The sequence below is a fragment of the Vibrio sp. QJM3NY_39 genome (assembly GCF_057785895.1).
Genome location: NZ_CM173505.1, coordinates 1254468 through 1277567 on the forward strand (window position 1 = coordinate 1254468; position 23100 = coordinate 1277567).

17 protein-coding genes are annotated in these 23100 nt (G+C 41.9%); 14 read left to right on the forward strand and 3 right to left on the reverse strand.

Features of this window, described 5'->3' with window-relative positions; all coding sequences use genetic code 11:
• Positions 1 to 32 precede the first annotated feature (32 nt).
• The 6 genes from AC3CHU_RS05715 (at position 33) to AC3CHU_RS05740 (ending at position 6222) form a co-directional block, all read left to right on the forward strand.
• Positions 33 to 1499, forward strand: coding sequence for a transglycosylase SLT domain-containing protein (locus AC3CHU_RS05715; protein ID WP_171314167.1), 1467 nt, complete (start codon positions 33 to 35; stop codon positions 1497 to 1499).
• A gap of 64 nt (positions 1500 to 1563) precedes the next feature.
• Entirely contained in the window at positions 1564 to 1734 is a 171-nt protein-coding gene (locus AC3CHU_RS05720) for a hypothetical protein (protein ID WP_017076175.1), read from the forward strand.
• A gap of 2 nt (positions 1735 to 1736) precedes the next feature.
• Entirely contained in the window at positions 1737 to 2543 is an 807-nt protein-coding gene (locus tag AC3CHU_RS05725; RefSeq protein WP_171314168.1) for an ETEC_3214 domain-containing protein, read from the forward strand.
• Between the two features lie 58 nt (positions 2544 to 2601).
• A complete protein-coding gene (locus AC3CHU_RS05730; protein ID WP_171314169.1) occupies positions 2602 to 3579 on the forward strand; it encodes a DHH family phosphoesterase in 978 nt (325 codons plus the stop codon).
• Positions 3580 to 3792: 213 nt separating this feature from the next.
• Positions 3793 to 4719: a LysR family transcriptional regulator gene (locus AC3CHU_RS05735; RefSeq protein WP_114633752.1), complete on the forward strand. Its 927-nt coding sequence runs from the start codon at positions 3793 to 3795 to the stop codon at positions 4717 to 4719.
• A gap of 249 nt (positions 4720 to 4968) precedes the next feature.
• A complete protein-coding gene (locus AC3CHU_RS05740; protein ID WP_488525220.1) occupies positions 4969 to 6222 on the forward strand; it encodes a D-amino acid dehydrogenase in 1254 nt (417 codons plus the stop codon).
• Between the two features lie 140 nt (positions 6223 to 6362).
• On the opposite strand, the gene AC3CHU_RS05745 is transcribed toward AC3CHU_RS05740, so the two are convergent.
• Positions 6363 to 7142 (reverse strand): type 2 periplasmic-binding domain-containing protein, encoded by a 780-nt coding sequence (locus AC3CHU_RS05745; RefSeq protein ID WP_171314170.1) that lies wholly within the window; start codon positions 7140 to 7142, stop codon positions 6363 to 6365.
• A 500-nt stretch (positions 7143 to 7642) separates the two neighbouring features.
• Between AC3CHU_RS05745 and AC3CHU_RS05750 the strand changes: the two genes are divergently transcribed.
• From AC3CHU_RS05750 to AC3CHU_RS05775, 6 genes are all read left to right on the forward strand, one after another.
• A complete protein-coding gene (locus AC3CHU_RS05750; RefSeq protein ID WP_054547309.1) occupies positions 7643 to 9277 on the forward strand; it encodes an ABC transporter substrate-binding protein in 1635 nt (544 codons plus the stop codon).
• 55 nt (positions 9278 to 9332) lie between these two features.
• Positions 9333 to 10307 carry an ABC transporter permease gene (locus tag AC3CHU_RS05755; RefSeq protein ID WP_048659636.1) on the forward strand — a complete coding sequence of 325 codons (975 nt, stop codon included), beginning with the start codon at positions 9333 to 9335 and terminating at the stop codon, positions 10305 to 10307.
• Between the two features lie 8 nt (positions 10308 to 10315).
• Positions 10316 to 11305, forward strand: coding sequence for an ABC transporter permease (locus AC3CHU_RS05760; protein ID WP_237300156.1), 990 nt, complete (start codon positions 10316 to 10318; stop codon positions 11303 to 11305).
• A complete protein-coding gene (locus AC3CHU_RS05765) occupies positions 11305 to 12258 on the forward strand; it encodes an ABC transporter ATP-binding protein (RefSeq protein ID WP_488525221.1) in 954 nt (317 codons plus the stop codon). Before AC3CHU_RS05760 ends, AC3CHU_RS05765 begins: the two co-directional genes overlap by 1 nt.
• Positions 12259 to 12268: 10 nt before the next feature.
• Complete coding sequence (locus AC3CHU_RS05770) at positions 12269 to 13258, forward strand: ABC transporter ATP-binding protein (RefSeq protein WP_054547312.1); 990 nt, start codon at positions 12269 to 12271, stop codon at positions 13256 to 13258.
• Positions 13259 to 13335: 77 nt separating this feature from the next.
• Positions 13336 to 16779, forward strand: coding sequence for a hypothetical protein (locus tag AC3CHU_RS05775; protein ID WP_488525222.1), 3444 nt, complete (start codon positions 13336 to 13338; stop codon positions 16777 to 16779).
• Positions 16780 to 16868: 89 nt separating this feature from the next.
• Here AC3CHU_RS05775 and AC3CHU_RS05780 read toward each other — a convergent pair whose 3' ends face one another.
• The gene (locus AC3CHU_RS05780; protein WP_054547314.1) at positions 16869 to 17864 is read right to left on the reverse strand and encodes a LacI family DNA-binding transcriptional regulator; all 996 of its coding nucleotides are present in this window, start codon (positions 17862 to 17864) and stop codon (positions 16869 to 16871) included.
• A gap of 548 nt (positions 17865 to 18412) precedes the next feature.
• Between AC3CHU_RS05780 and AC3CHU_RS05785 the strand changes: the two genes are divergently transcribed.
• Both AC3CHU_RS05785 and AC3CHU_RS05790 read left to right on the forward strand, forming a co-directional pair.
• On the forward strand, positions 18413 to 20011 hold the full coding sequence (locus tag AC3CHU_RS05785) for a family 16 glycosylhydrolase (protein WP_488525223.1): 1599 nt from the start codon (positions 18413 to 18415) through the stop codon (positions 20009 to 20011).
• A 454-nt stretch (positions 20012 to 20465) separates the two neighbouring features.
• The gene (locus tag AC3CHU_RS05790) at positions 20466 to 21797 is read left to right on the forward strand and encodes a carbohydrate porin (protein WP_054547316.1); all 1332 of its coding nucleotides are present in this window, start codon (positions 20466 to 20468) and stop codon (positions 21795 to 21797) included.
• 287 nt (positions 21798 to 22084) lie between these two features.
• Here the strand turns inward: AC3CHU_RS05790 and AC3CHU_RS05795 are convergent, their stop codons facing one another.
• On the reverse strand, positions 22085 to 22963 hold the full coding sequence (locus AC3CHU_RS05795) for a helix-turn-helix domain-containing protein (protein WP_488525224.1): 879 nt from the start codon (positions 22961 to 22963) through the stop codon (positions 22085 to 22087).
• Between the last annotated feature and the right edge of the window lie 137 nt (positions 22964 to 23100).

Consider the following 23100-nt stretch of genomic DNA (forward strand, 5'->3'; position numbering starts at 1 on the left):
GCCTTTGTTTCTATACACTCTCGGAGTTAGTTATGTATAAAACGATCACCAAGACCGGGCTGGCTATTGCAATTTCAGCAGCTGTTAGCTTTCCAACACTCGCAGTGTCAGATAGCCAAAAGCAACAACTTAATAATGCGGTTGTAAAAACAAGTCAATCCCAAGAAGAAAAACTTAAAGAATTTCATGCTTATGTAAATGCATACTTGGATGAGTATGAACAATGGCGTGACGAATATACCAATAGACTTGATGAGCGCCGAACAGACCTTATTAAAACTTGGGGTGAAGGAGAGGTATCTTCTCAAACAAAACAGGTCGATTATTCACAAAACGACCAAGTAAAGACTGCAGTGGATTATGAAAGTAATACCGCTACGGTTTCTGTTTTAGTTGATGAAGACAGTAGCCCTGAAGAGATAGAAGCGCTTGTAAGAAAAATCCCTGTTGAAGTTGAGGGGAAAACGGTTGATCTAGCCAATCTGAAAGCGGAAGACCATGCGGTTTTGTATTCTTTAGATAAAGAGCAACAAGAAAAGAACTTTGTTATTGAACAAACGCAGAGTCAAATGAATGAACTTGATGTTCAAGCGGAGCGATTGATTCAATCTGATACCGGAATTCCTGACTCGTTCATCTACCAGCGAGCTCACAATAAGAAACTAGCACTGCTTACTAAAGCACAAGAGCGTATTGCTGCTCAGACTAAGCTCTACAACGAAATGCGAGCCAAACATGGCATCGCGGTTGGTCAACCAGAGATGTTAGTAGCTGAAAAAGCAAAAGTAGTTGAAAAGGTAGAGTCAACGCCAGTACAAGAAGCTCCGAAAGTAGCTGAAAAACTGGTGAAGGTTACACCTAAAACTCAAGCTGTGAAGCTAAAACCAACTTCCGACATAGTATCTGTTCCTAGTCAGTCTAAGAAGGTGGTCAGCTATAAAGTGAAGCTTCCTGAGAATAGCTTGAAATCTCGTGCGAGCAAATATACACCTCTCGCAGAGAAAGAAAGCAAGAACTGGGAAATAGATGCAGCACTGATTATGGCGATCATGCACTCTGAGTCTGCTTTCCGCCCAGATGCTAAATCCCACGTTCCGGCATTTGGTCTTATGCAAGTTGTTCCGACCAGCGCTGGGCATGATGTAAATAAACAAGTTCGAAATATTGATGCGCCAATGAAGGCTTCAGATTTGTATCAACCCGTCATCAATGTTGAAACTGGTACTGCTTATTTAGACATCCTAAATAGTAAATATTTACGTAAGATCGAGAATGATCAAAGTCGTTTGTATTGCATTATTGCGGCTTACAACACCGGTGCGGGAAATGTTGCCCGAGCGTTTAACAAAGACCGCTCAACTAGCATTGGTAAAGCATCTAAAGTGATCAATAAGATGACTCCTGAAGAAGTGTACAACCAATTGGTCGCGAAGTTGCCATACGATGAAACAAAAAATTATTTGAAGAAAGTGAACAGCCGTATCGCACTATACAAATAAGCTTGTAGCAAGCACATGGAAAGGCGTGTGCTTTAATCCCTTTTTAGAGTTGTTGAGAGTAACAATGTTTAAGATTTTTGCTTTATTTTTCATCGTCATTGGTATTTACCTAGGTCTTAATTACAGCGATGAAATTAAAAATATAATGGATACAGAGGCTTTTGAGCGAGTGCAAGAACGTGCTGAAGACGGTAAAGATGCATTGATGGATACAATTGACGAGATTAAAGGCTGATCATGTCTGAAGAACAAAAAAAAGACGTTCCAAAAGAAATTCAAGATGAGCTCAAAGAGCTCCAAGATAACCAAGAGTCGTTGTTAGAGGCTCAAAGTAAAGGGAACTTGGCGCGCACTATTGGTTTGTTGTCTGTAGTTTCAATTGCTTTGGGTGGGTTTAACGATAGTTTTGATGCAATCGAAAAGATGGTTGATTTTGGTCTTTCACAAATGACTGATATTCCGTCACACAAAAAGCTTGAAAAAGTGTACATCCGCTCATCAGCTGAAGTATTAGATCAGACATTTGGTGCCCCTGTTTATATCAAGCGTTCAACTGGCGATGACGTTATAAAGTACTACAAAGACGATAACTTTATTCTTTCATCTATTACTAGAGATAATGCAATTGTTGCTTATCTTGTATTTCCAGATGAAGGCTTTACACCTGAAACATTAGAACATGCAGGTGGTTCGGAGTTTTTCAACCAACCTTTTAATGCCATTGAAAGTGTCAATGAAATTCGAGCGTCGTTCGCTAGAACCGGCAATTATTACATTGAAGAAAATAATGGCGGTGAGTTTGGCTACTTATATTCTTCAATCAGTGGCGCTAGTGAATTCATTACACCTTTGACAAAAAACAATAGGAAATTGCTTTCTGAAGTTGTTGACTCGCTGACTATGGATAAACATGTCGTAAAGAGCGTACAGTCTTTACGCTTGAATGCGAAGCCTAATTTCTATGGTTACAGTACGTTAGGTGTAGGGGCTCTAGAAGAAGCTATTTTGTCTAACACTGAATATCGTTTAATTCATAAGAGTTAATCATTAACACATCAGTTCTAGCTTTTTACGAAGCTAGAACATTATTAGCAGTTGGATTATGGCAAATTTAAAGTTCGAAAGCTTTCTAGAGCGGCTTAAGGGTGATAAGAGAATCATTATCCAAGCTCATGACTTCCCTGACCATGATGCGATCTCTTCCGCATACGCTCTGGCATATTTATTAAAAAAGAAAGGGTTGTGCCCGTTTATTACGTTTCATGGTTACATAGATAGAGTGTCACTCAGAAACTTAATCGATTGGATAGATATCCCAATCTACGAGCCAAAAGATTTAAAATTGCAACCGGATGATAAGATTATTGTTGTTGATGGTTGTATTGGTGAGAAAAATGTTATCGACTTTCCTGGGATAGAAGTGGGAGTGATAGATCACCATCAAGTGAAAGCGCCTGATTTTGTATGGTATTCCGATATACGCTCAAACTACGGTTCAACTGCAACCATTATGGTTGAATATTACCGCTATTTTTCTTTGCCGATGCCACAGAATATCGCAACAGCACTACTGGTTGGTTTGAGCTTTGATACCGCAAATTTTACCCGAGGGGTAGGAACTGCTGATCTAAAAGCACTGTTGTATCTTCAGGCTAAGGCCAACAATGATATGGTTAACAAAATTTGTCGTAATCAAGTAGAGTTTCACGAATTAAAACTTTTCTATTCAATGCTCGATAGCTTACGTCGTGAAAAAAATGCAGCATTTGCTGTACTTCCTGAGGGGTGCCCTAAAAATATGCTTGGCGTATTAGGAGATTTCCTGCTGAGCGTTGATGAGATCGATATTGTCGTCCTCACGGCTAGAAATAGAGAGAAAACCTTTATTTCTCTCCGTTCAGAGTGTTCAAAAAACAATGTCGCGAAGATAGTTAGAAGAGCTCTTAATGAAAAAGGGATTGGTTTTGGCGGTGGGCACTCTCATATGGCTGGCGGCATTATCAACAAACAGTTTGAATTCAGCAGAGAACTTGCTTGTGTCTATGACTTGATTCGACCGAACCTAGTACTCAGTACTTAAACGGTTTGCTGACAATATCGGGTATCTTGAAATCAGTTTGATAAAATTAGTGCTGTGTCTAGAACAAACGGTACAACGGTTGATGTGCAGGCTTGAAGTGACTCGGTGCACAAGTTAGTAAGTGCAGACACGATCTTGATAAATTGGGATACATGTTCGTAGCAACTTTATGAGACGCTTGAATCAGTGTCAGTTGAATCACAAGGAAGTTGAATGCACCACTTTAATATCCGCGCGCTGGAATACCTTAATGCTTTATCGAAATATGGGTCGTTACGTAAAGCATCTAAGATGATGAACGTTGACCCTGCCGCGATGAGTAGAATGCTGACACAGTTAGAAGCGCAAGCGGAAATGAAAGTATGGGAGCGCAACAACCGCCAATCACTGTTAACTGAAGCGGGTAATGAACTGCTGAATTACTACCGTTCCATTGTTCGTGGAGAGGCCGCAGTGCTTGCTCGACTAACCAAGCTTAAAAACCTCAAAGGAGGCAATGTCAGCATTGCCATCGGTGAAGGGTTTATTACCAACTTGGTGTCAAAGCCGATGCAAACCTTCATGACTCGTTATCCTGATATCAATCTTTCTATTGAGATTGCGGGTGCATTGGACGCCGTAAAAATGTTGGAAGATCAACAGATAGATTTTGCGATTACCTATGCTTCTGCACCGCACCCCAAACTACATTCACACGTTGAACGTAGCCATCCGCTCGAATTGATTGCTCCGAAAGGGCATTTCCTTACGATGAAAAAATCGCCTGTGGTAATGCAAGATATTCAAGACGCTTCTCTCGCCTTAATTGATAATTCGACCGGCATGGGGAGGCTGGTAAAGCAGGCCGAACAAATTTCTCATCTTACCTTGCAGCCAAAGCTTCAAACCAATTCGGTAACCGCACTGACTAACTTTGTTTCAGCAGGGCTGGGCGTAACCTTTATGCCAAAACTCACCGTGATCGATGAGATAAAGTCAGGGCAGATCGAAGTGGTTGCGACCGAGTTGGAGATGCTATCGAAGGCGACGGTTAAGGTTCAATCTTTGAAAGGTCGCGCACTTACGTTACAGGCCGAAACCTTGTTAGATTTCTTACTCGAGAACGCCACTTTCTTGAGTCATGACGCTTACAATATCTAGGCATAGTAGATTTATGTAACGATCCCTCCCAAGCTCCCAAGCTCCCAAGCTCCCAAGCTCCCAAATACCGCCAATGTCACAGTTCCAAACTGCCGAATTCGTTTTTAAGTGCAATTGAGTTTTTGTCAACGCTAACTCTATTGTTAAGTCAACATATGCGGAATAAGTTACAAAGCATTAACGAAACGAGTTTTAGACTGACAGCTGTGTTCGACAGGTTTTAGCTTTGTCAGGTATTAGGGGAAGAGAATGGAAGTTATTGTAATTGGCAGCGGTGTTATTGGGTTGACCAGTGCTTGGTACCTGGCGAAAGAAGGTCACTCGGTGACGGTTATCGATCGTCAAGATAGCAGTGGTAAGGAAACCAGTTTTGCGAATGCTGGCCAAATCTCCTACGGCTACTCCTCCCCATGGGCCGCCCCCGGTATCCCTTTAAAAGCGATGAAGTGGCTCACCCAAGAACATGCGCCATTAAAAGTGAAACCGTCACTTTCTCCTGAATTGGTTTCTTGGGCGTCTAAGATGCTCGCCAACTGCAATGAAGCCAAATACGCACAGAATAAATCGCGCATGCTGAGAATCGCAAATTACAGTCGTGATTGTCTGACTCACCTGAGAACCAGTGAAGAACTGGCTTATGAGGGCAGACAGAAAGGGACGTTGCAAGTGTTTCGAAGCGAGAAGCAATTGGATTTCATTCAGCAAGATATGAAGCTGCTTAAAGAAAGTGGAATTGAGCACTCGTTGTTTGATGTTGAGCAGTGCCTATCCATCGAACCTGGTTTATCAGACGTGAAAGATAAGCTCGTAGGTGGCCTGTATTTACCACATGATGAAACCGGTGACTGCCATCAATTCTGTTTAACCTTAACTGAGAAAGCCAAGCAACTCGGTGTTAGGTTCGTGTTTGATACTGAAGTGGTCAAGCTCAATCATCAGAATCAAACCATTGAAAGTATTACCACGACTCAAGGCGACTTCAAAGCGGACGCTTACGTAGTCGCGTCTGGCAGTTATTCTCGTGATCTGTTGAAGCAAGTAGACCTGTCTATTCCTGTCTATCCAGTCAAAGGGTATTCGCTGACATTGCCTATCGTGAATACTGATAAATCACCGACCTCTACCGTGATGGATGAAACCTACAAAGTGGCGATGACTCGTTTTGATGACCGCATTCGCATTGCGGGTACGGCAGAGCTTGCTGGTTTTGATTATCTCATTCCTGAAAAACGTAAAGCCACGATTGATATGGTGATCAAAGACCTCTTTCCTCAAGCCGGGGATTTTTCTAAGGCAGAGTATTGGACAGGACTACGACCAATGACGCCAGATGGCACACCTATTATCGGAAAAACTCCAATCAAGAATTTGTTCACTAATACGGGGCACGGAACCTTGGGTTGGACGATGGCGTGTGGTTCAGGAAAGATCTTGGCAAGCGTAGTCAGTGGTTCTTCAAGTGATATCAAAACAGATGACTTGAGTATTCATCGTTATCTATAAATGTACGTAGTTAATAATGTAGCCTCTACTCTGGCTCAATGACCCTAGATTAAGATCGTTTCGAGGGTCATTGTGTTGTTTTCGTAACTTTTCGATAGATTTAGGACAAGTTAGGGCTCTATTGTCTTTACCATTTATGTTTATGAGGCGAAATTGGATTGAAATGATCCAAACTCGTCAGGTAACTCTGGATTGGTGAGGTTAATCATCTTACGGCTTTCTAGTCCAGTTGAGTTCACCACATTTCCAAAATGCTGGTTAAACAGTGAATCAAACTCACCACTGAATATGAAATCTTGAAGCTTATCATCCAATAATTGCGCAAATTGCACTTTGTCTGGGTGTACATAAAAGACCAAAGGAAGAGGGTAATAAAGCAAGGTGCTTTCTTCTATCATTAGCCCTTCCAGCAAGCTTGCGTGTTCTTGGTATATACTTTCTACTTCATTGGCGCCGAGTGACACATAATCACATTTTTTATTTGAGAGAAGTTTAAGAATCTCTGGTAACGTTCCTTGCTCAAGTACTCGATATCCATTTGCTCTAAACAGCTCAGCTTCAGCCCATGTCGCCGGAACTCCAGCTGTCAGTGATTTCAATTGATCACTATGGATATGATGGAATGTAGATTGATCTTGTTCCCGAACGACTAAAATACGGTGCCCAAGTAATCCTTTGCAAATTGGATAGTTGAGCTTGATTACAGGTTTGTTTGCAAATTTTTTGTTCCCTGCGACTGTAACGAGTACGTCATAATCCTTGTTGAATATATTCCCCTCATCCTCTGCTCTCGGAAAATCGGTCTTGTCGTCGTGAACGACAACAGATTCATTTGAATTCCAATTTAATAAGTTACGGATCAGTTCGAATTCGTAGTGCTGTCTTTTATTTGATTTATTGCCATTCCAAAAGTTAAACATATCTTTCCTAAGGGCTAACTCATATTTGAATCTTGATATGCTGTCATAGGTTTAAAATTCAAGAAAGCGCTTTCTTGAATTTTTGAGAGGAGCATAGATAGTTGGAGATTATGAAAATGGAGAACGGTGATGAAAAGACTATTTGAGAAAGCGTACAAGCTGATAAATGACAAAGAAAATAGATGATCAGTATTCATGATGAGGTCACTTTGGTGTTTTATTTAATTTACTGTTTTATAGGGTTTTTATTGTTATGTTGGTAATTAATGTGATGAATGGCACTGTTATATATATCCGCTCTCTGTCTGTTTTAAATTTGTGATCTATGGTTCGTTTCATTCAATTGTAAGTTGAAGAATCATAGAATCAGCTTATTATCCACCTAAAGAAAGCGGTTTCTTGAGATGAGTAACCGATAGTAAATACTAAAGCACCCCCCTTTTTTAAAGTTAAAAGAAAGCGCTTTCTTTCTGGTTATTATCATTAAAAAGGACAACGTGATGCACAAAAAGACATTGATTGCTTCGCTCGCTATTGGAGCTTTATTTGGAGCATCTGTACAAGCAGATGAAGTAAAGCAGGGCGGTACGCTAACGGTGCCAATTATCAATACTGGCTTTGTTGAAAACTTCAACCCGTACACAACTAAAGACCTACTTCACGGTGTGATGTTTGAACCTCTAGTTGTATTTAACAATATGACGGGTGATGTTGATTACCGATTAGCTGAATCAGTTGAATTTTCAGAAGATCTTAAGACACTAACTCTTAAACTTCGTGAAAACCTGAAGTGGTCTGATGGTACTAAACTAACAGCAGAAGACGTTGTGTTTAGCTTTATGCTAACTAAAGACGCTCCAGCATTTGACCAAAAAGGTATTTGGTCAGCGGGTAACCTGCAAGAAGTTACTGCTTCTGATGAGAGAACCGTTGTCTTCTCACTGGCGGAAGCTGATTCTACTTTCGCTTGGAACCTAGAGCGCTACCACGTTGTACCGAAGCATATTTGGTCGAAAGTTGAAGAGCTGACAACGTTCACCAACTTGAACCCAGTAGGCAGTGGCCCAATGACCACAGTTAAATACATCAAGCCGCAACAGATGGAGCTATGCCGAAACCCTAATTACTACCTAGAGAACCGCCCGTACCTAGATTGTGTGAACTTCCGTTCTTACAATGATAACTCTCAAATCCAACCGGCCTTAATTAAAGGTGAAATTGATTGGGGTTCAAACTTTATCGCTGACGTTGAGTCAACGTTTGTTGGTGTTGATAAAGAAAACCATCATTTCTGGTACCCCGCTAACGATGCGATTCATCTTTACGTAAATACTAAAGAAGCGCCTTTTGATGATCTTCGCGTTCGCCAAGCATTATCTATGGCACTTGACCGTGAAACTATCGTCGATATTGCAGCTTACGGCTACCCAACGCCTAACTACAATGCTGGTGGTATTGCTGAGCTTTACGAAACGCATATCGACAAAGCTGTATCTGCTAAATACGCGGATCTGACACAATACGACGCTGAAAAGGCGAAAGCTTTACTTGACGAAGTTGGTCTAGTCGATAAAGACGGGGATGGATTCCGTGAAAAGAAAAATGGCGAAGCATTTGAGTTCGACATTGAAGTCGTTGCGGGTTGGACTGACTGGATTCAAGTTGTTCAGATGGTATCTGAGTACTACGAAGAGGTTGGTGTAAAAGCTAATATCAAAACGGTTGACTGGTCTGTCTATGATAGCAACTTGAAAGACAGTAAATACACAATGTCTATCAACTGGTCAATGGTTGCGACTAACCCAATCTTGGCTTATCAAGAGTACTTCTCGACATCACGTATCGGGAAAACTTGGCATGCTGGTCATGGCGTTAATTCACCAGAGATCGATGCATTGATCGATAGCTTCGGCAAAATTGGTGACGCTGAACAGCAAGAAGAAGTGTTGAGTGAGCTTCAAGAATTTACGGCTAAAAATCTTCCGTTTATTCCTCTGTTCTCTAACCCGACTTGGTTCCAGTACAGCACTAAGAACATTGTCGGTTGGCCTAGCGCTGAGAACCCATACGTACAACCAGTATGGTACGACGGTGGTAAGCGAGTAATCATTCTCAACAACCTACACCTTAAGTAAGTTATTTCTAATTTGGCCGTAACGTAAGTTGCGGCTCTTAGGTTAAAAGATATTTATGTCATTTCTGTTTCGTCGATTCGGTTTTTATTTCACAGCCTTTCTGATTGCTATCTCGTTTAACTTTATGTTGCCTCGTTTAATGCCTGGTGACCCAGTAGATGCTCTGTTTGCTGCTGCTCAAGGTCGTATGGATCCTGCTCAGATGGATGCGGTTCGTGAGATGTATGGTTTTGTTGATGGTAATGTTTTCGAACAATACTTTGCATATATGAAGAGTGTATTTACGCTTGATTTGGGGCCGTCTATTTTGATGTTTCCTATTAGTGTTTCTGATGTGCTTGCTATGGCACTGCCGTGGACTATGTTTCTGGCGCTTGGTTCGCTCATTGTCGCTCTCATCATCGGTGTCAGTATTGGAACTTATGCGTCATATCGACGTGAAGGGCTGTTTGGGCAAATTGTTCCTCCAGTCTTGGCTTTTATTAGCAACTTTCCGTATATCGTAACCGCGTTACTGTTGTTCTATTTCTTCGGTCTAAAGTTAGATTTACTACCTTTGGCTTACACTTATGACCCGTCACTTGAGCCCGGTTTTACGTGGGAATTTGTTTCTAGTGTGGCTAAACACGCTGTGCTTCCAATGGGCTCTATGGTCTTGGTTGGAATCGCAACATGGGTCTTCAATATGCGTAATGCGATGATCAATGTGTTGGGAGAGGATTACGTGACGATGGCTGAGGCCAAAGGCTTGAGCAGCTATCGTGTGATGTCTCGATACGCTGGTCGAAATGCCATTCTTCCTGTCGCGACCGCTATTGCTATGGCAATCGGCTTCTCATTCGCGGGCTCAATCATGACCGAAGTAGTCTTTAACTACCAAGGCTTGGGCAACATTCTTCTTAAGGGAATTGTGGCGCGAGATTATCCTTTGATTCAAGCCATTCTTCTTATTTTAGTGACCGCAGTGCTTGTTGCTAACTTTATCGCCGACTTACTGTATGTCTGGCTTGATCCACGAATTTCGAATTGAGGCACATCATGGATAATTTAATTGACACTCAAAAAATTTCGAAGCGAACAAATATACCGGCACGTGAGCCGAAATGGTCGTGGAAAAATGTAAAGAAAACATTAGGTAAAGCCTATGCTTTTTTCTACGGTAACCCACCAGCAATCATCGGTACTTTTTTACTTACGGTAGTTTTAGCTGGTGCACTATTTGCCCCTGTTTTATCAACGCACAATCCCGAAAAGCGTGTTGCGCGCCCGCATGAAGCACCAAGTGCTGAACATATTATGGGCACTACTCGTAGTGGACGAGACGTGTATAGCCAAGTTCTTTTTGGGGCGAGAAAGTCACTGACTGTCGCGATTTCTGCGGGCGTAATCGCAATGACTATCGCAGTTTTAGTCGGCGTTTCTTCTGGCTACTTTGGCGGAAAAATTGATGAGCGCTTGAACTTTATTACTAACGTATTTCTCGTGTTTCCGCAGCTACCCTTGCTGATTGTTCTCGCTGCATTCTTAGGGCAAGTCGGTTCGTTGGTTATCACTATGTTGTTAGGAATAACCTCTTGGCCTTGGGGGGCGAGGGTAATTCGTGCACAGACGATGGCAATTAGAAGCAAAGAATTTATCATTTCTGCAGAGGTTATGGGTGAATCAAAAATTCGTATTATTTTAGTCGAGATTTTACCTAACTTAGTTTCGATTGTTTTTGGTGGCTTCCTTGGCACGGTTATCTACGCAATGGGGTCTGAAGCTGGTCTTGGTATTTTAGGTTTAGGTGATGCAACGGAAGTGAGTTGGGGTTCAATGTTGTATTGGGCACAGACATCTTCGTCGCTATATACCGGAGCATGGTGGGAAATGATGGTTCCTGCATTAGCGTTAGCGATTACTGGTGGTGGATTAGCACTGATTAACATGTCCATTGACCAAGTGAGCAACCCTAAATTACGTACGGGCCCACACATCAAATTGTGGCACAAACTTAAAAAAGAAGCAGACAAACGCCGAGGTTTATAATGAGCAAGCTACTAGAAATTAATAATCTGTGTGTTGATTACGTTTCTCCTAATGGTGTAGCGAGAGCCGTAAACGACGTAAGTATTTCCATTGCGCCCGGAGAAACGCTCGGTATTGCTGGTGAGTCTGGTTGCGGTAAAAGTACATTGGCTTTTGCAATATCAAGGCTCCATAAAGCACCAGCCCTTATCTCTGAAGGCGAGATACTTTACAAAGGGCAAGATGTTTTAAAAATGAATAAGAAGCAGTTACGTGACTTCCGTTGGAATGACGTTTCTATTGTTTTTCAAAGCGCAATGAACTCACTTAACCCTGTCATTACTATTGGTGAGCAGTTAACGGACGTTATTCTCGCGCATAAAAAGACACCTTATAAGCAAGCTCATGAGCGTGCGGTTGATTTATTAGAAACGGTCGGGATGCACGGCGATAGAATGTCGAGCTTTCCCCATCAACTGAGTGGGGGGATGCGCCAGCGTGTTGTTATCGCAATTGCATTGGCGTTGGAGCCTAAACTGATCATCATGGACGAGCCAACGACGGCACTCGATGTGGTTGTTGAACGTGAAATATTGAATGAACTGTATGAACTTAAGAGTAAGTTTGGTTTCTCCATTCTATTTATTAGCCATGACTTAAGTTTGATGGGTGAGATTGCTGATCGAATTGGCGTGATGTATGCGGGTAACCTTATTGAGTTAGGCGATGCTAAAACGGTATTTAGTGACCCCAAGCATCCTTATACCAAAGGGCTTATCTCTTCATTTCCGACTATTCATGGGCCAAAAGAACGCTTGTATGGGATCCCTGGAAATCCCGTCAACCTACTCGACACTCCTCAGGGATGTAACTTCCAAGAGCGATGTGGCGAATGCATTTCAATGTGCATCAAAAGTGAACCTCGTTTAGGCACAGTTGCGACTGGGCATCACGTATCTTGTCATCTAGTTTGAGCGAAAGATTATGAATACTTTAAATAACGTTGATAAAAGCGAAGTTATCTTATCAGTTAAGAACTTGGTAAAAGATTTTCCACTTGGCCAGTCAGTGAAAAGCAACATGATGCGAGCGGTTAATGATGTTTCATTTGATCTTCGAAAAGGAGAAGCATTAGCGATTGTTGGCGAATCTGGTTCTGGAAAAAGTACAGGTGCTCGAATTCTTACTCGCATTTACGATAAAACTGCTGGGGATATTGAATTTAAGGGCGAGCCATTATCTGACTATATTGAAAAACATGGTGAGCTTGAATATGCACGCCAAGTGCAAATGATTTTTCAAGACCCGTTTGGCTCGTTGAATCCTGTACACACGATTTACCACCATATTGCGCGGCCATTACTTATTCATAAGCGAGCAGAAAAAGATGCGGTTCCTAGCCTTGTTTATGAACTCCTTGAAATGGTTGGGTTGACGCCAGTAAAAGAGACAGCAGAGAAGTACCCCCATGAATTGAGTGGTGGACAACGACAACGTGTGGCTATCGCACGTGCAATTGCAGTGAGTCCTGAAGTTATATTGGCGGACGAGCCTATCTCAATGCTTGATGTGTCCGTTCGATTAGGCATCTTAAACCTAATGGCTGACTTGAAAGATAAGCATGGTATTTCGTTTATGTACATTACTCATGACATCGCGACGGCGCGTTATTTTGCTGAGAAAACGGCAGTTATGTACGTTGGACATATGGTGGAGTGGGGCAATAGCGACAATGTAACGCAGAATCCACAACACCCATATTCTCAGCTGTTGCTTTCAGCGGTACCTGAAGTCGGTAAATCAGGTAAGCGCGATATGAATGTGAAAAAGGGCGATATCCCTTCTTGGAAGCCAAGTAGTGTCGGTTGCCCGTTCGCAAGCCGTTGTATGAAAGCCGACAAGCTTTGTACGCAATCGATCCCAGAACCGACTCAAATTGCAGAAGAGCATTTTGCTCGCTGTCATCACCTATAAACCTTTAATCCTTTTTTGAAACGCAAAAGAAAGCGCTTTCAAAAATTTAAGAGTAAGAATTTTTTTGGAATTTTGATATGAAAAAAGACAATGATTTCACATCTGAAGTCGATGGTAAGTTCGTTGATTTAGATGGTGAGCGTTACTACCAAATCTCTAATGTTGACCAAATGACGCCGTTTTTTATTAGCGTTGTATCGTCGAGCGATCACTGGTTATTTATTTCATCGACAGGCAGCCTTTCAGCAGGACGCATTCGTCCGGAAAATGCGCTTTTCCCTTATAAGTCTGTCGACCATATTCATGAAAACGCTGAAAATACCGGGTCGAAATCCATTTTTCGCATTGAACACGGTGACAAGGTTGTACTTTGGGAACCGTTCAACACGTTTCATGATGGGATTTTCCAGGTTGAACGTAACCTTTACAAAAATACGATTGGAGACAAGATCGTATTTGAAGAAACAAACCATACTTTGCAACTGAAATTCCAATACAGCTGGAATACGAGCGAGAAATACGGCTTTATTCGTCGTTCAAAGCTGACCAATTTAGCGAGCTTCGAGCGTAAAGTTGAAGCGCTAGATGGCTTACAAAATATACTACCTTCAGGGGCTCCACTATCAGCACTCCAAACAAGAAGCGCATTAGTTGATGCGTACAAGTGGAATGAGCAAGTTGATGGTAGTTCATTAGCACTATTCAGCATGTATGCCAAATTGAGCGATAGAGCGGACCCTGCTGAATCTTTGCTGGCGACGACAGTCTTTAGTTTAGAAACAGAAACTAGCCAAATTTTACTGACTAGCACTCAGGTGAATGCATTTAGAAAAGGGCGACCGATTGAAAGTGAGCCTTTGACTAAAGGGATTAGAGGAAGCTATTTAGTTCATAAGTCTCTGACACTGCGAGCACATCAAACCAAAGTTTGGTCGATTGTCGCTGATATAGACAAGACTCATTCCGATATCTGTCAGCTTCAATCTGAGCTCTCTGTTCCTGCTAACCTAGTATTAGCTTTAGAAAAGAGCATTGCAGATAATCAAAATGAATTGATCACATTGATGTCTGGCGCGGATGCGTGGCAAATAACAGCTGAAGAAAATACAAGCGTTCACCATTATGCCAATGTGTTGTTCAATAACATGCGTGGTGGCGTGTTTGAAAACGGCTATATGTTAGAAAAGGCTGACGTAGTTAAAACTATGGAAAAGGCCAACTCTCAGGTAGTTGGCCGCCATCAAGACTTTTTTGAACAGTTAGGGGAGGTTTTCAGCCATTCCGAATTAGTTTCGCGCGCTAAAGCGACAGGAGATTCTCAATTAGTTCGATTGAGCTATGAGTATCTACCGCTTACTTTTGGACGTCGTCATGGTGACCCTAGTCGCCCTTGGAACCACTATGAGATTAAGCTCAAAGATGAAAATGGCGAACGCTTACTTTCTTATCAAGGCAACTGGCGTGATATTTTCCAAAACTGGGAAGCGATGGCTCTTAGTTATCCTGGGTTCATCAAATCATTCATCTCTAAGTTTGTTAATGCTTCAACGGTGGACGGCTACAATCCGTATCGAATCACTAAAGATGGTGTAGATTGGGAGCTGTTAGAGGCGGATGATCCTTGGAGTAACATTGGTTACTGGGGCGATCATCAAATCATCTATCTATTAAAATTCCTTGAGCTGGCAGACAAATTTGAGCAAAGCGATCTTATCGAATTACTAGAAAGTGACATTTTTAGTTATGCCAATGTGCCTTACGAGCTTTGTGGAGTGCAAGGTCTCTTTGATAACCCTAAAGATACCGTAGAGTTCAACCAAGACCTGCAGGAACTGACAGAGCAACGTGTCAAGAGTTTAGGCAGTGACGGTCGCTTGTTGATGACGGGTGACCAAGAAGTTTATATGGTCAACTTAATGGAGAAGATACTCGTACCTTTGTTGGCGAAATTGAGTAACTTAGTGCTTGATGGTGGTATTTGGCTCAATACACAACGTCCAGAATGGAATGATGCAAACAACGCTATCGTTGGCAACGGTCTGTCAATGGTAACCTTGTACTACATGCGTCGCTATGTTGCCTTTATGCAGCGCCTGTTAGAGAAGTCACCATCTTCATACAGTATTTCCAAAGAAGTGTTTGAGTGGATGTCTTCTGTTACACAGATTGTTTCAGAGGCAAATACAGAGATTCGTCAAGATACGGTAACTCGTCAAACTCGCAAAGCAATGCTGACTAAGCTGGCTAAATCTGCTGCTAACTATCGTGAGCGTGTTTACCGAGTAAATGGATTTTCAGGGAAAACGAAAGTTGAGAAAGAAGCGATTGTTCAATTGATGGGCGCGAGTTTAAAAGTCCTGGATTCTACGATTACAAACAACTTGCGTGAAGACGGTTTGTACAATGCGTATAACATCTTGAGCTGTTCTGGTGAGAGCTTAATGGTTGAAGAGCTTTACCCGATGCTAGAAGGGCAGGTTGCAGTCTTAAGTTCGGGTCTATTATCACCTAAACAAGCGGTTGAGTTGTTGGATAAATTGTTTGCTAGTGATATGTATCGTGCTGATCAAAATAGCTTCATGCTTTACCCTGACCGCGAGCTGGCTTCTTTTATGGACAAAAACTGTTTAGACGCTAAAGACATTGATCAGAGCAAATTGTTAAGCATGATGGTTGTTGCCAAAGATAACAGATTAGTAAACCAAGACAGCAAAGGTTCTTACCATTTCAATTCAAGTTTTGAAAACAAAGGTTTCCTTCAGACTGCGATTGATGAAATTAAAGCCGATTACCCGTCAATTAGTGATGATGAATTTTGTCATGTATCTAGTTTGTATGAGCGTGTATTCAACCATAAAGCTTTTACTGGGCGTTCGGGCACCATGTTTGGTTATGAAGGTTTAGGTTGTATCTATTGGCATATGGTTTCTAAGTTGCTGCTAGCTGTGCAAGAAAATTATCAGCATGCTTGGAGTATGGATTCTAATAGTAAGGAAACTCTGAAATTAGCGGATTACTATTACAAAGTGAGAGCTGGTATTGGCTTCAACAAAACGCCGGAAAACTACGGTGCGTTTCCGACGGATCCGTATTCTCATACGCCAAAGCACTCTGGAGCACAGCAGCCAGGGATGACAGGGCAAGTTAAGGAGGAAGTGATTACCCGTTTTGGAGAGCTAGGTCTAGAGGTCGTTGATGGCACAATTGTAATCAACCCATCACTTCTTAGTCCTAAAGAGTTCTTGCAAAAAGCGGCGACTTTTGACTGCCAAAATATTGAAGGACAAATGCAGAGCTTTATTGTTCAGGCTGGGCAACTGGCGTTTACTTACTGTCAGGTACCATTTATTTACCAACTCAATGATGAGCCAACACAGGGTATTGAAGTTCAGTTTAAAGACGGATCAAGTGAGGTATTTGCATCGTTAACGCTAAATCGTGAAATGGCTTCACAGCTCTTTTCTCGTAGTGGCCTCATTGAGAAAGTTGTTGTCGTATTGTCAAAGCACCAGTTACGCTAATTCTAGTTTAAAGTGAAATAAAAAGGCTCTAAGTGAATACTTAGAGCCTTTCTTATAATTGTAAAAATAGGGTGTTTGATTTACGAAAATCAAAGCTTGGCCACGGACTCTCTTACAATCAATGTCGGGGTTAATTTGTGCTTCAATGGGTAGTCGCGTTTATTAATTAACGATAAAACACCTTTTGCAGCTTCTTCTCCCATTTCATGGACAGGAAAGTCGACCGTCGATAAGCGAGGACGAATATGCTGGCTATGAGTATCGTTATCGAAGCCTACGACCGAAAGGTCTCGCCCAATAATGAGGTTTCGCTCTGCTGCTACGTCATATACAGCAAGCGCTATGTTGTCATTTTGACAGAAAATCGCGGTGATCTCAGGGTCTCGGTCTAACAAGCGTCGTGCAGCGTCGTGGTTGCCTTGATGATCAAAGCGCCCCTCTACAAACAGCCCTGCATTGTATTCGATTCCGAACTCTAACAAGGCATTTCGATACCCTTGAAAGCGATCTCTACTATCAACTTTACTCAACTGGCCTGTGATACAAGCGACTTTTTTGTGCCCGTTTTCAAGTAAGTGCTTCGTTGCAAGGTAGCCACCAAGCTCATTATCAATGTAAATACAGCGATCAGAAATTTCAGGAATAAAACGGTTGAGAACAATCATTGTTTCACTGCCTTTCGCTATTTTGATCAGTTCGTCATCACTGAGCTTGTCTGAATGAACAATGAGGCCATCCACAAGTTTAGATTGCAAAAACTGGATGGAGTCTAGCTCTTTGGTGCGTGATTCTTGGCCACTGGTAACGATCAAGTGGATATTGCTCTGGCGAACAGTATCTTCAGCCGTGTGCATTAATGGGCCATAGAAAGGGCCATCAAGTGAGCCGACTAACATGCCTATACTATTTGAACGGCTAGATGCTAGAGCTTGGGCAAATGCGTTCGGTTTGTAACCTAACTGCTCAATCGCTTTGAATACTTTTTCGCGATTGGCCTCTTTTACCGTAGGGTGACCATTCAATGCTCTTGAGACGGTTGATTGAGAAACTTGAGCAAGTTCAGATACTTCTTTAATGGTGATCAATGGTAGTGGCCTTATCTCTATTAGGAGTTAACTAAGCTATATTACCTTTGGGGTTTGCACGAGCCTAGTAATCCAATGATTAATATTTGAAAACTCTGAACTGCTTAACGCTTAATTTAATTCTTAAGCATACAAAGTAAGGTAACGGATATTTTCATAGACATCATAAAATATCAAGAAAGCGTTTTCTTTGGTGCTGTTATCAAAGAAAACGTACTTTTTGAGTATTGAACAGATATTTTTTAAAAAGATACCAGTAAATATAGGCCTCTTAGGAAATTAATTCATCGATCCGCAATGAAATTTAATTGGGGTTCTGCTCGAATTACAATCAATTTTAACAAAATGTGAAATCAAACAAGAAAGCGCTTTCTTTGGGTGATCATGGTCTCTTTTTAACGCTAGGCACTTTTATATACTCATTTTCATAAAGGCGGGCATGGTATCTCCGCGTCATGTTCGTAAGTCACTCATTAATCGATTTTATCTTTATGGGGCACCCATATTACGTGTCGCCTGTTTGGAAGGTCGTGATACAAGGAGCTGTAATGCAACATCTCAACACTCAGGTAAAAATATTAGCGTCTTTGACTACCGCGGCATTGATGTCCGGTTGTACGACGGTAGAACTACCGGCTTCTGGCAGTGCCGACTTAGCTCAAACCGAAAAGCCGATTGTGCTATCCCATGTACCGGTTGTTTCAAGCTCTGATTGGCAATTGGTGTGGGAAGACCAGTTTAACGGTGAGCAAATAAATAAACGCAATTGGTCATTAGAAGTGAACTGCTGGGGAGGAGGGAACAATGAACAACAGTGCTATACGGATGATCCGAATAACGCGTTTGTTAAAGATGGTCTTTTACACATTGTCGCGCTGAAGAAAAGTCATACTGGGCCTGATAATGCTGAAGGCTCGCTTGGTGGAGCAACGAAGACTCTTCCTTATACCTCTGCGAGATTGAGCAGCAAAGACAAGCGTGACAACAAATATGGCCGTTATGAAATCAGAGCAAAGTTACCTGGTGGACAAGGTTCATGGCCCGCAATCTGGATGCTGCCAACCGATAATAAATATGGCTCATGGGCAGCTTCTGGCGAAATCGATATTATGGAAGCGGTTAACCTAAACACACTTTCAGATGCGGCGGGAGCGAAAAATGATGATCTAGAGAGCCGAGTCTATGGGACGTTACATTACGGACGAAATTGGCCAGACAATGTTTATAAAGGGCAGGCCGCGATATTGCCAAATGGTGTGAACCCTACTGATGGCTTCCATACATACGCGATTGAGTGGGAAGAAGGTGAAATTCGTTGGTATGTAGACAATATTCATTACGCGACTCAAACTCAAGAGGGTTGGTACAGCCAATATGAAGCGGAAGAAGGGAAACTCATTAATGCGAGTGGAGCAGCTCCGTTTGATGAAAAGTTTCATTTGTTATTGAACTTGGCTGTCGGTGGGGCGTGGTCAGCAAACGCAAATGATAAAGGAATCGACGAAGGTTTGTTTCCGAAAACAATGCTAGTTGATTCAGTAAAGGTTTACCGTTGTAAGGTTGATCGTTGGAAAGGAAAAGGGTGTGCAAGTCGTTCTGAACACGCAATACAAGTAATCGGGCACGAAGCTCCAGAGATCTTAGCAACCGATGATAGTTATGCCGATGGACCAACGTTGGAGATTTTTACCGAAACTCTTAACGCAAGCTTGGCTTATGCAAGTTATGACCCATTGGATATTGTTGACTATCAAGAACTGACCGAACCAGATCGTGGAACAGTGCTACAAGTGAATAAGAGTCAAGGAGCAGGAAATATCTATTTTCGTTCTCCTGTAACGGATGTGACACATTGGCAAGAAACGGGTGAACTGGTCTTTGATTTGAACGTTGAGAGTATGGCTGATGGGGTTGAACTACTGGTTAAGATGGACAGTGGCTGGCCGAAAACAAGTGACTATACCGTGCCGCTATCAGTAATGAATGAATGGAAGACGGTACGTATTCCAATAGCTGACATTTTAAAGAGAGACAACCGTTTTGCTGGTGGGAATCAAGCTGATCCTACAATGATCACTAATCTTTTAGTGTTTGAGCCTCAAGGAGAAATGAGTTTTAAATTAGACAATATTCGATTTGAAAAGTAAGCCTTTTAACTAGTTACTTTTAATCAAAGCTTGAATAGAAAGGGAGCATACTATGTATGTTCCCTTTTTTTTGCGATGATTTTTGCGGGAGGAAATCGTTTATGTGCTCGAGGCAAATTCTGCGTAATTGAACGGACCGATACGTTCTTATTATGTGGTCAGTGATATTTTACTTAGTTCCATAATTGTTCAAACAAAATACTTAACATCTTGGGTTTTTGTGACTCACGCATAAGAAAGCGCTTTCTTTGTTGGGTTTGATCACGGTTTATATTCACAGGATCGATTTATACTCTTTCCATACCAACTGAGCGGTTAAAGCCAATAAGATTAAGAGTGCATAGTAAATGTGGGCTTAGATTTGATCTTCTTTAAATCTGTTCGATTGGTTTTTTTAAGAAAAATAAAGAAAGCGCTTTCTTTGTGAAAGTATAATTTAGAACATGGAGTTATTATGAAACTTTCTAAGCTTACCCTTGCTTGTTTAGTCGCTACAGCTGGCTTGTCTACTGCACCTGCTGTACATGCCGAAAAATCGGATGGATTTGAATTTCACGGTTATTTCCGTGCTGGTGTTCTATTCAGTGAAAATGATGATTTTAAACGTGCAAAGTTCCCTGCATCTAAAGAGCGTTTAGGTCGATTGGGTGTTGAGTCGGATAGTCACTTTGAAGTTGCACTGCAGAAAAATTTTGAGAATGACGGTGGTCAGAAAATTCGAATCAAAACACGAGCTGCAGCCAACAATGCGGAATATGCAACCAACCAGCTTGGTGCCAATGCCGATGCAACCAACAGCGAAATTGGTATGGCAGAAACTTTTGTCGAGTTTGAAGGTGTATCTGAAACCGGTGTTGTATGGGGGGGTAAGCGCTTTTATGGTAAAGATAATTACATCTTTATGACCGACTTTTTCTACACGGATATGTCGGGTACTGGTGTTGGTATTGAAGGTGTTGAGCTAGGTGGTAATAAGTGGGACTTTGCTTACATTGCAAGCGATGATTCTGGCGATACAAGTTTCTGGGGTGACAGCAACAATATCATGCATGCACTTCATGCTGGCGTGAACTTTGGCAGTGTTGAACTTCACGCTATGGCTAAGTATATGCCAGACAATATGGTCGATTTAGGTTTTGGTAATGGTCCAGAAGCATTCGCTGAGAATGGCTATGAAATGACGGCAATTGTTCACACTGAGTCTGTCTTTGGGTTGTCAGATAAAGGCTTTACAAAATACATCGCGCAGGCTGGTAAAGGCTTAGGTTCGGGTAACCTTTTAGGTGGTACTCTTACAACTTACAACACGTACAAGCCTGGTAGCGACTATCAAAGTTGGTTAACGACAGGCACGGGCTGTGGGACGTCTTGTTTGAAGGCTGTTGATGAAAACGATGTATCACTACGTGCTTTAGCATGGGGTGGGTACTTTTTTGACAATGGTGTGAATATTTTCCACTCTCTTCAAACCCAGTACAACGATTTTGACAATGGCGACACAGACGGCTGGGTATCAGCAATGGTGCGACCAACGTTCCCAATTTCAGAAAACTTCTTTATCGCTACCGAAGCTGGTTACATGTACAACTACGAAGACCGTAATGGTGAGTCAAAGAATTCTTATGATTACAAGCTAACAGTAGCACCGACTCTAGTTGTGCACTCTGGCTTCGGTCCATCTCCAGAAATTCGCTTTATGGCATCTTACCTTGATGGTGAAATGCAAGACGGCACGGGTAAAGAGGGCGACTTTGTTGTAGGTATTCAAGCTGACATGTGGTGGTAGAATTTTTTACCTTCGGGTCTTAAGTGATATCGAGCATACCGGGGGAGTGGTATGACGGCCTTGCCTTTAGGGCGGGTAAGGTTCTCGATATCCCTATTTATTGCAATAGTTGAACTCTTTCCTAGCAGCACAAAGAGTTTCATTTTTATTGCTATGAGTCTTCCATATTTGAATTTCTTTTCAAATGTGTTCTTGCCAAAGATACTCATTGACCGCTTCGAAAGAAGCGGTTTTTTTATGTGTGACATATCTAATCTTTTAAGGTTTAAGGTTTAAGGGGCAAAGGATTATGAGTTATGGGAAGAATGTTGCTTTCTAAATTCTCGAGGGCTGCATCCATTTTGGGTCTTAAAACACTTGGAGAAATAATTGCTGTCAGAAAAGCCGCAAGACTCAGCAATGTGTTGGATGCTTTTGTTGTCGTTTAACAATAAGGTTGCCGAGTGTCTAATTTGAAGGCCTTTGATGTATTGGTTCGGGGATGTATTTAAAAACTGCCTGAATAACCTTTCTAGTTGCCTTTTGCTGATATACGCCGCTTGTGCAATGGCTTCTGTATCTAATCCTACTTCTTTGTAATGACGGTCAATATGTGCGAGAGCACGGCTCAATGCTAGGGTTGTTTTTGGTAAGCTATGGGTCTGTTCTTGATATCGCCGAGCAAGTTCTATCGCAAGTTGCTGCATTGTGCTCGTCAATATGATTTCAAACCCCTGTTCTGCATTGTCGTATTCCGATTTGATTTGTTGTAGAAGTTCATTGATTCGTTTCAACTGAGAAACTGATAACGTAAGCTTTGCTTGATATTCCGACGCTTGTCGAGCAATCGGTTCTACCTTGAAAAGTGCTTGATAGCCCGGCATTTGACGCATTGGAGGAACCTCAAAAAAAGGCAATGCCGTATCAAACATCAAGTTTACAATCTTCAGTTTATTTACTTCACAAAATCCATGCTCAATATCCCCATTAATAACAAATACATCTCCTGTACTTAAAGGGTAAGTGTGGCTAGCTACCGTATGCTTCCCGCTACCACTCACAACTAAGAAAAGTTCAGAAAAGTCATGGCTATGTACGTCAAAGTCGAAATCGTGATGCCCATCGACATAGGCAAATTTTATCTGGGGATATCTCTGATGACTCTGGAGTCTAAACTTGGTTTTCATGTCGCTATTTTACCCATAACTGTCGCTTATTTGGTAGTTACACGCCGTGGTTAAGATTACTATTTTTTGAACAAAGACAATATTAACTTTTAGAGCGAGAGGTCAAATTTTTGCTCTAGGTAAAAAATGGTAGGACT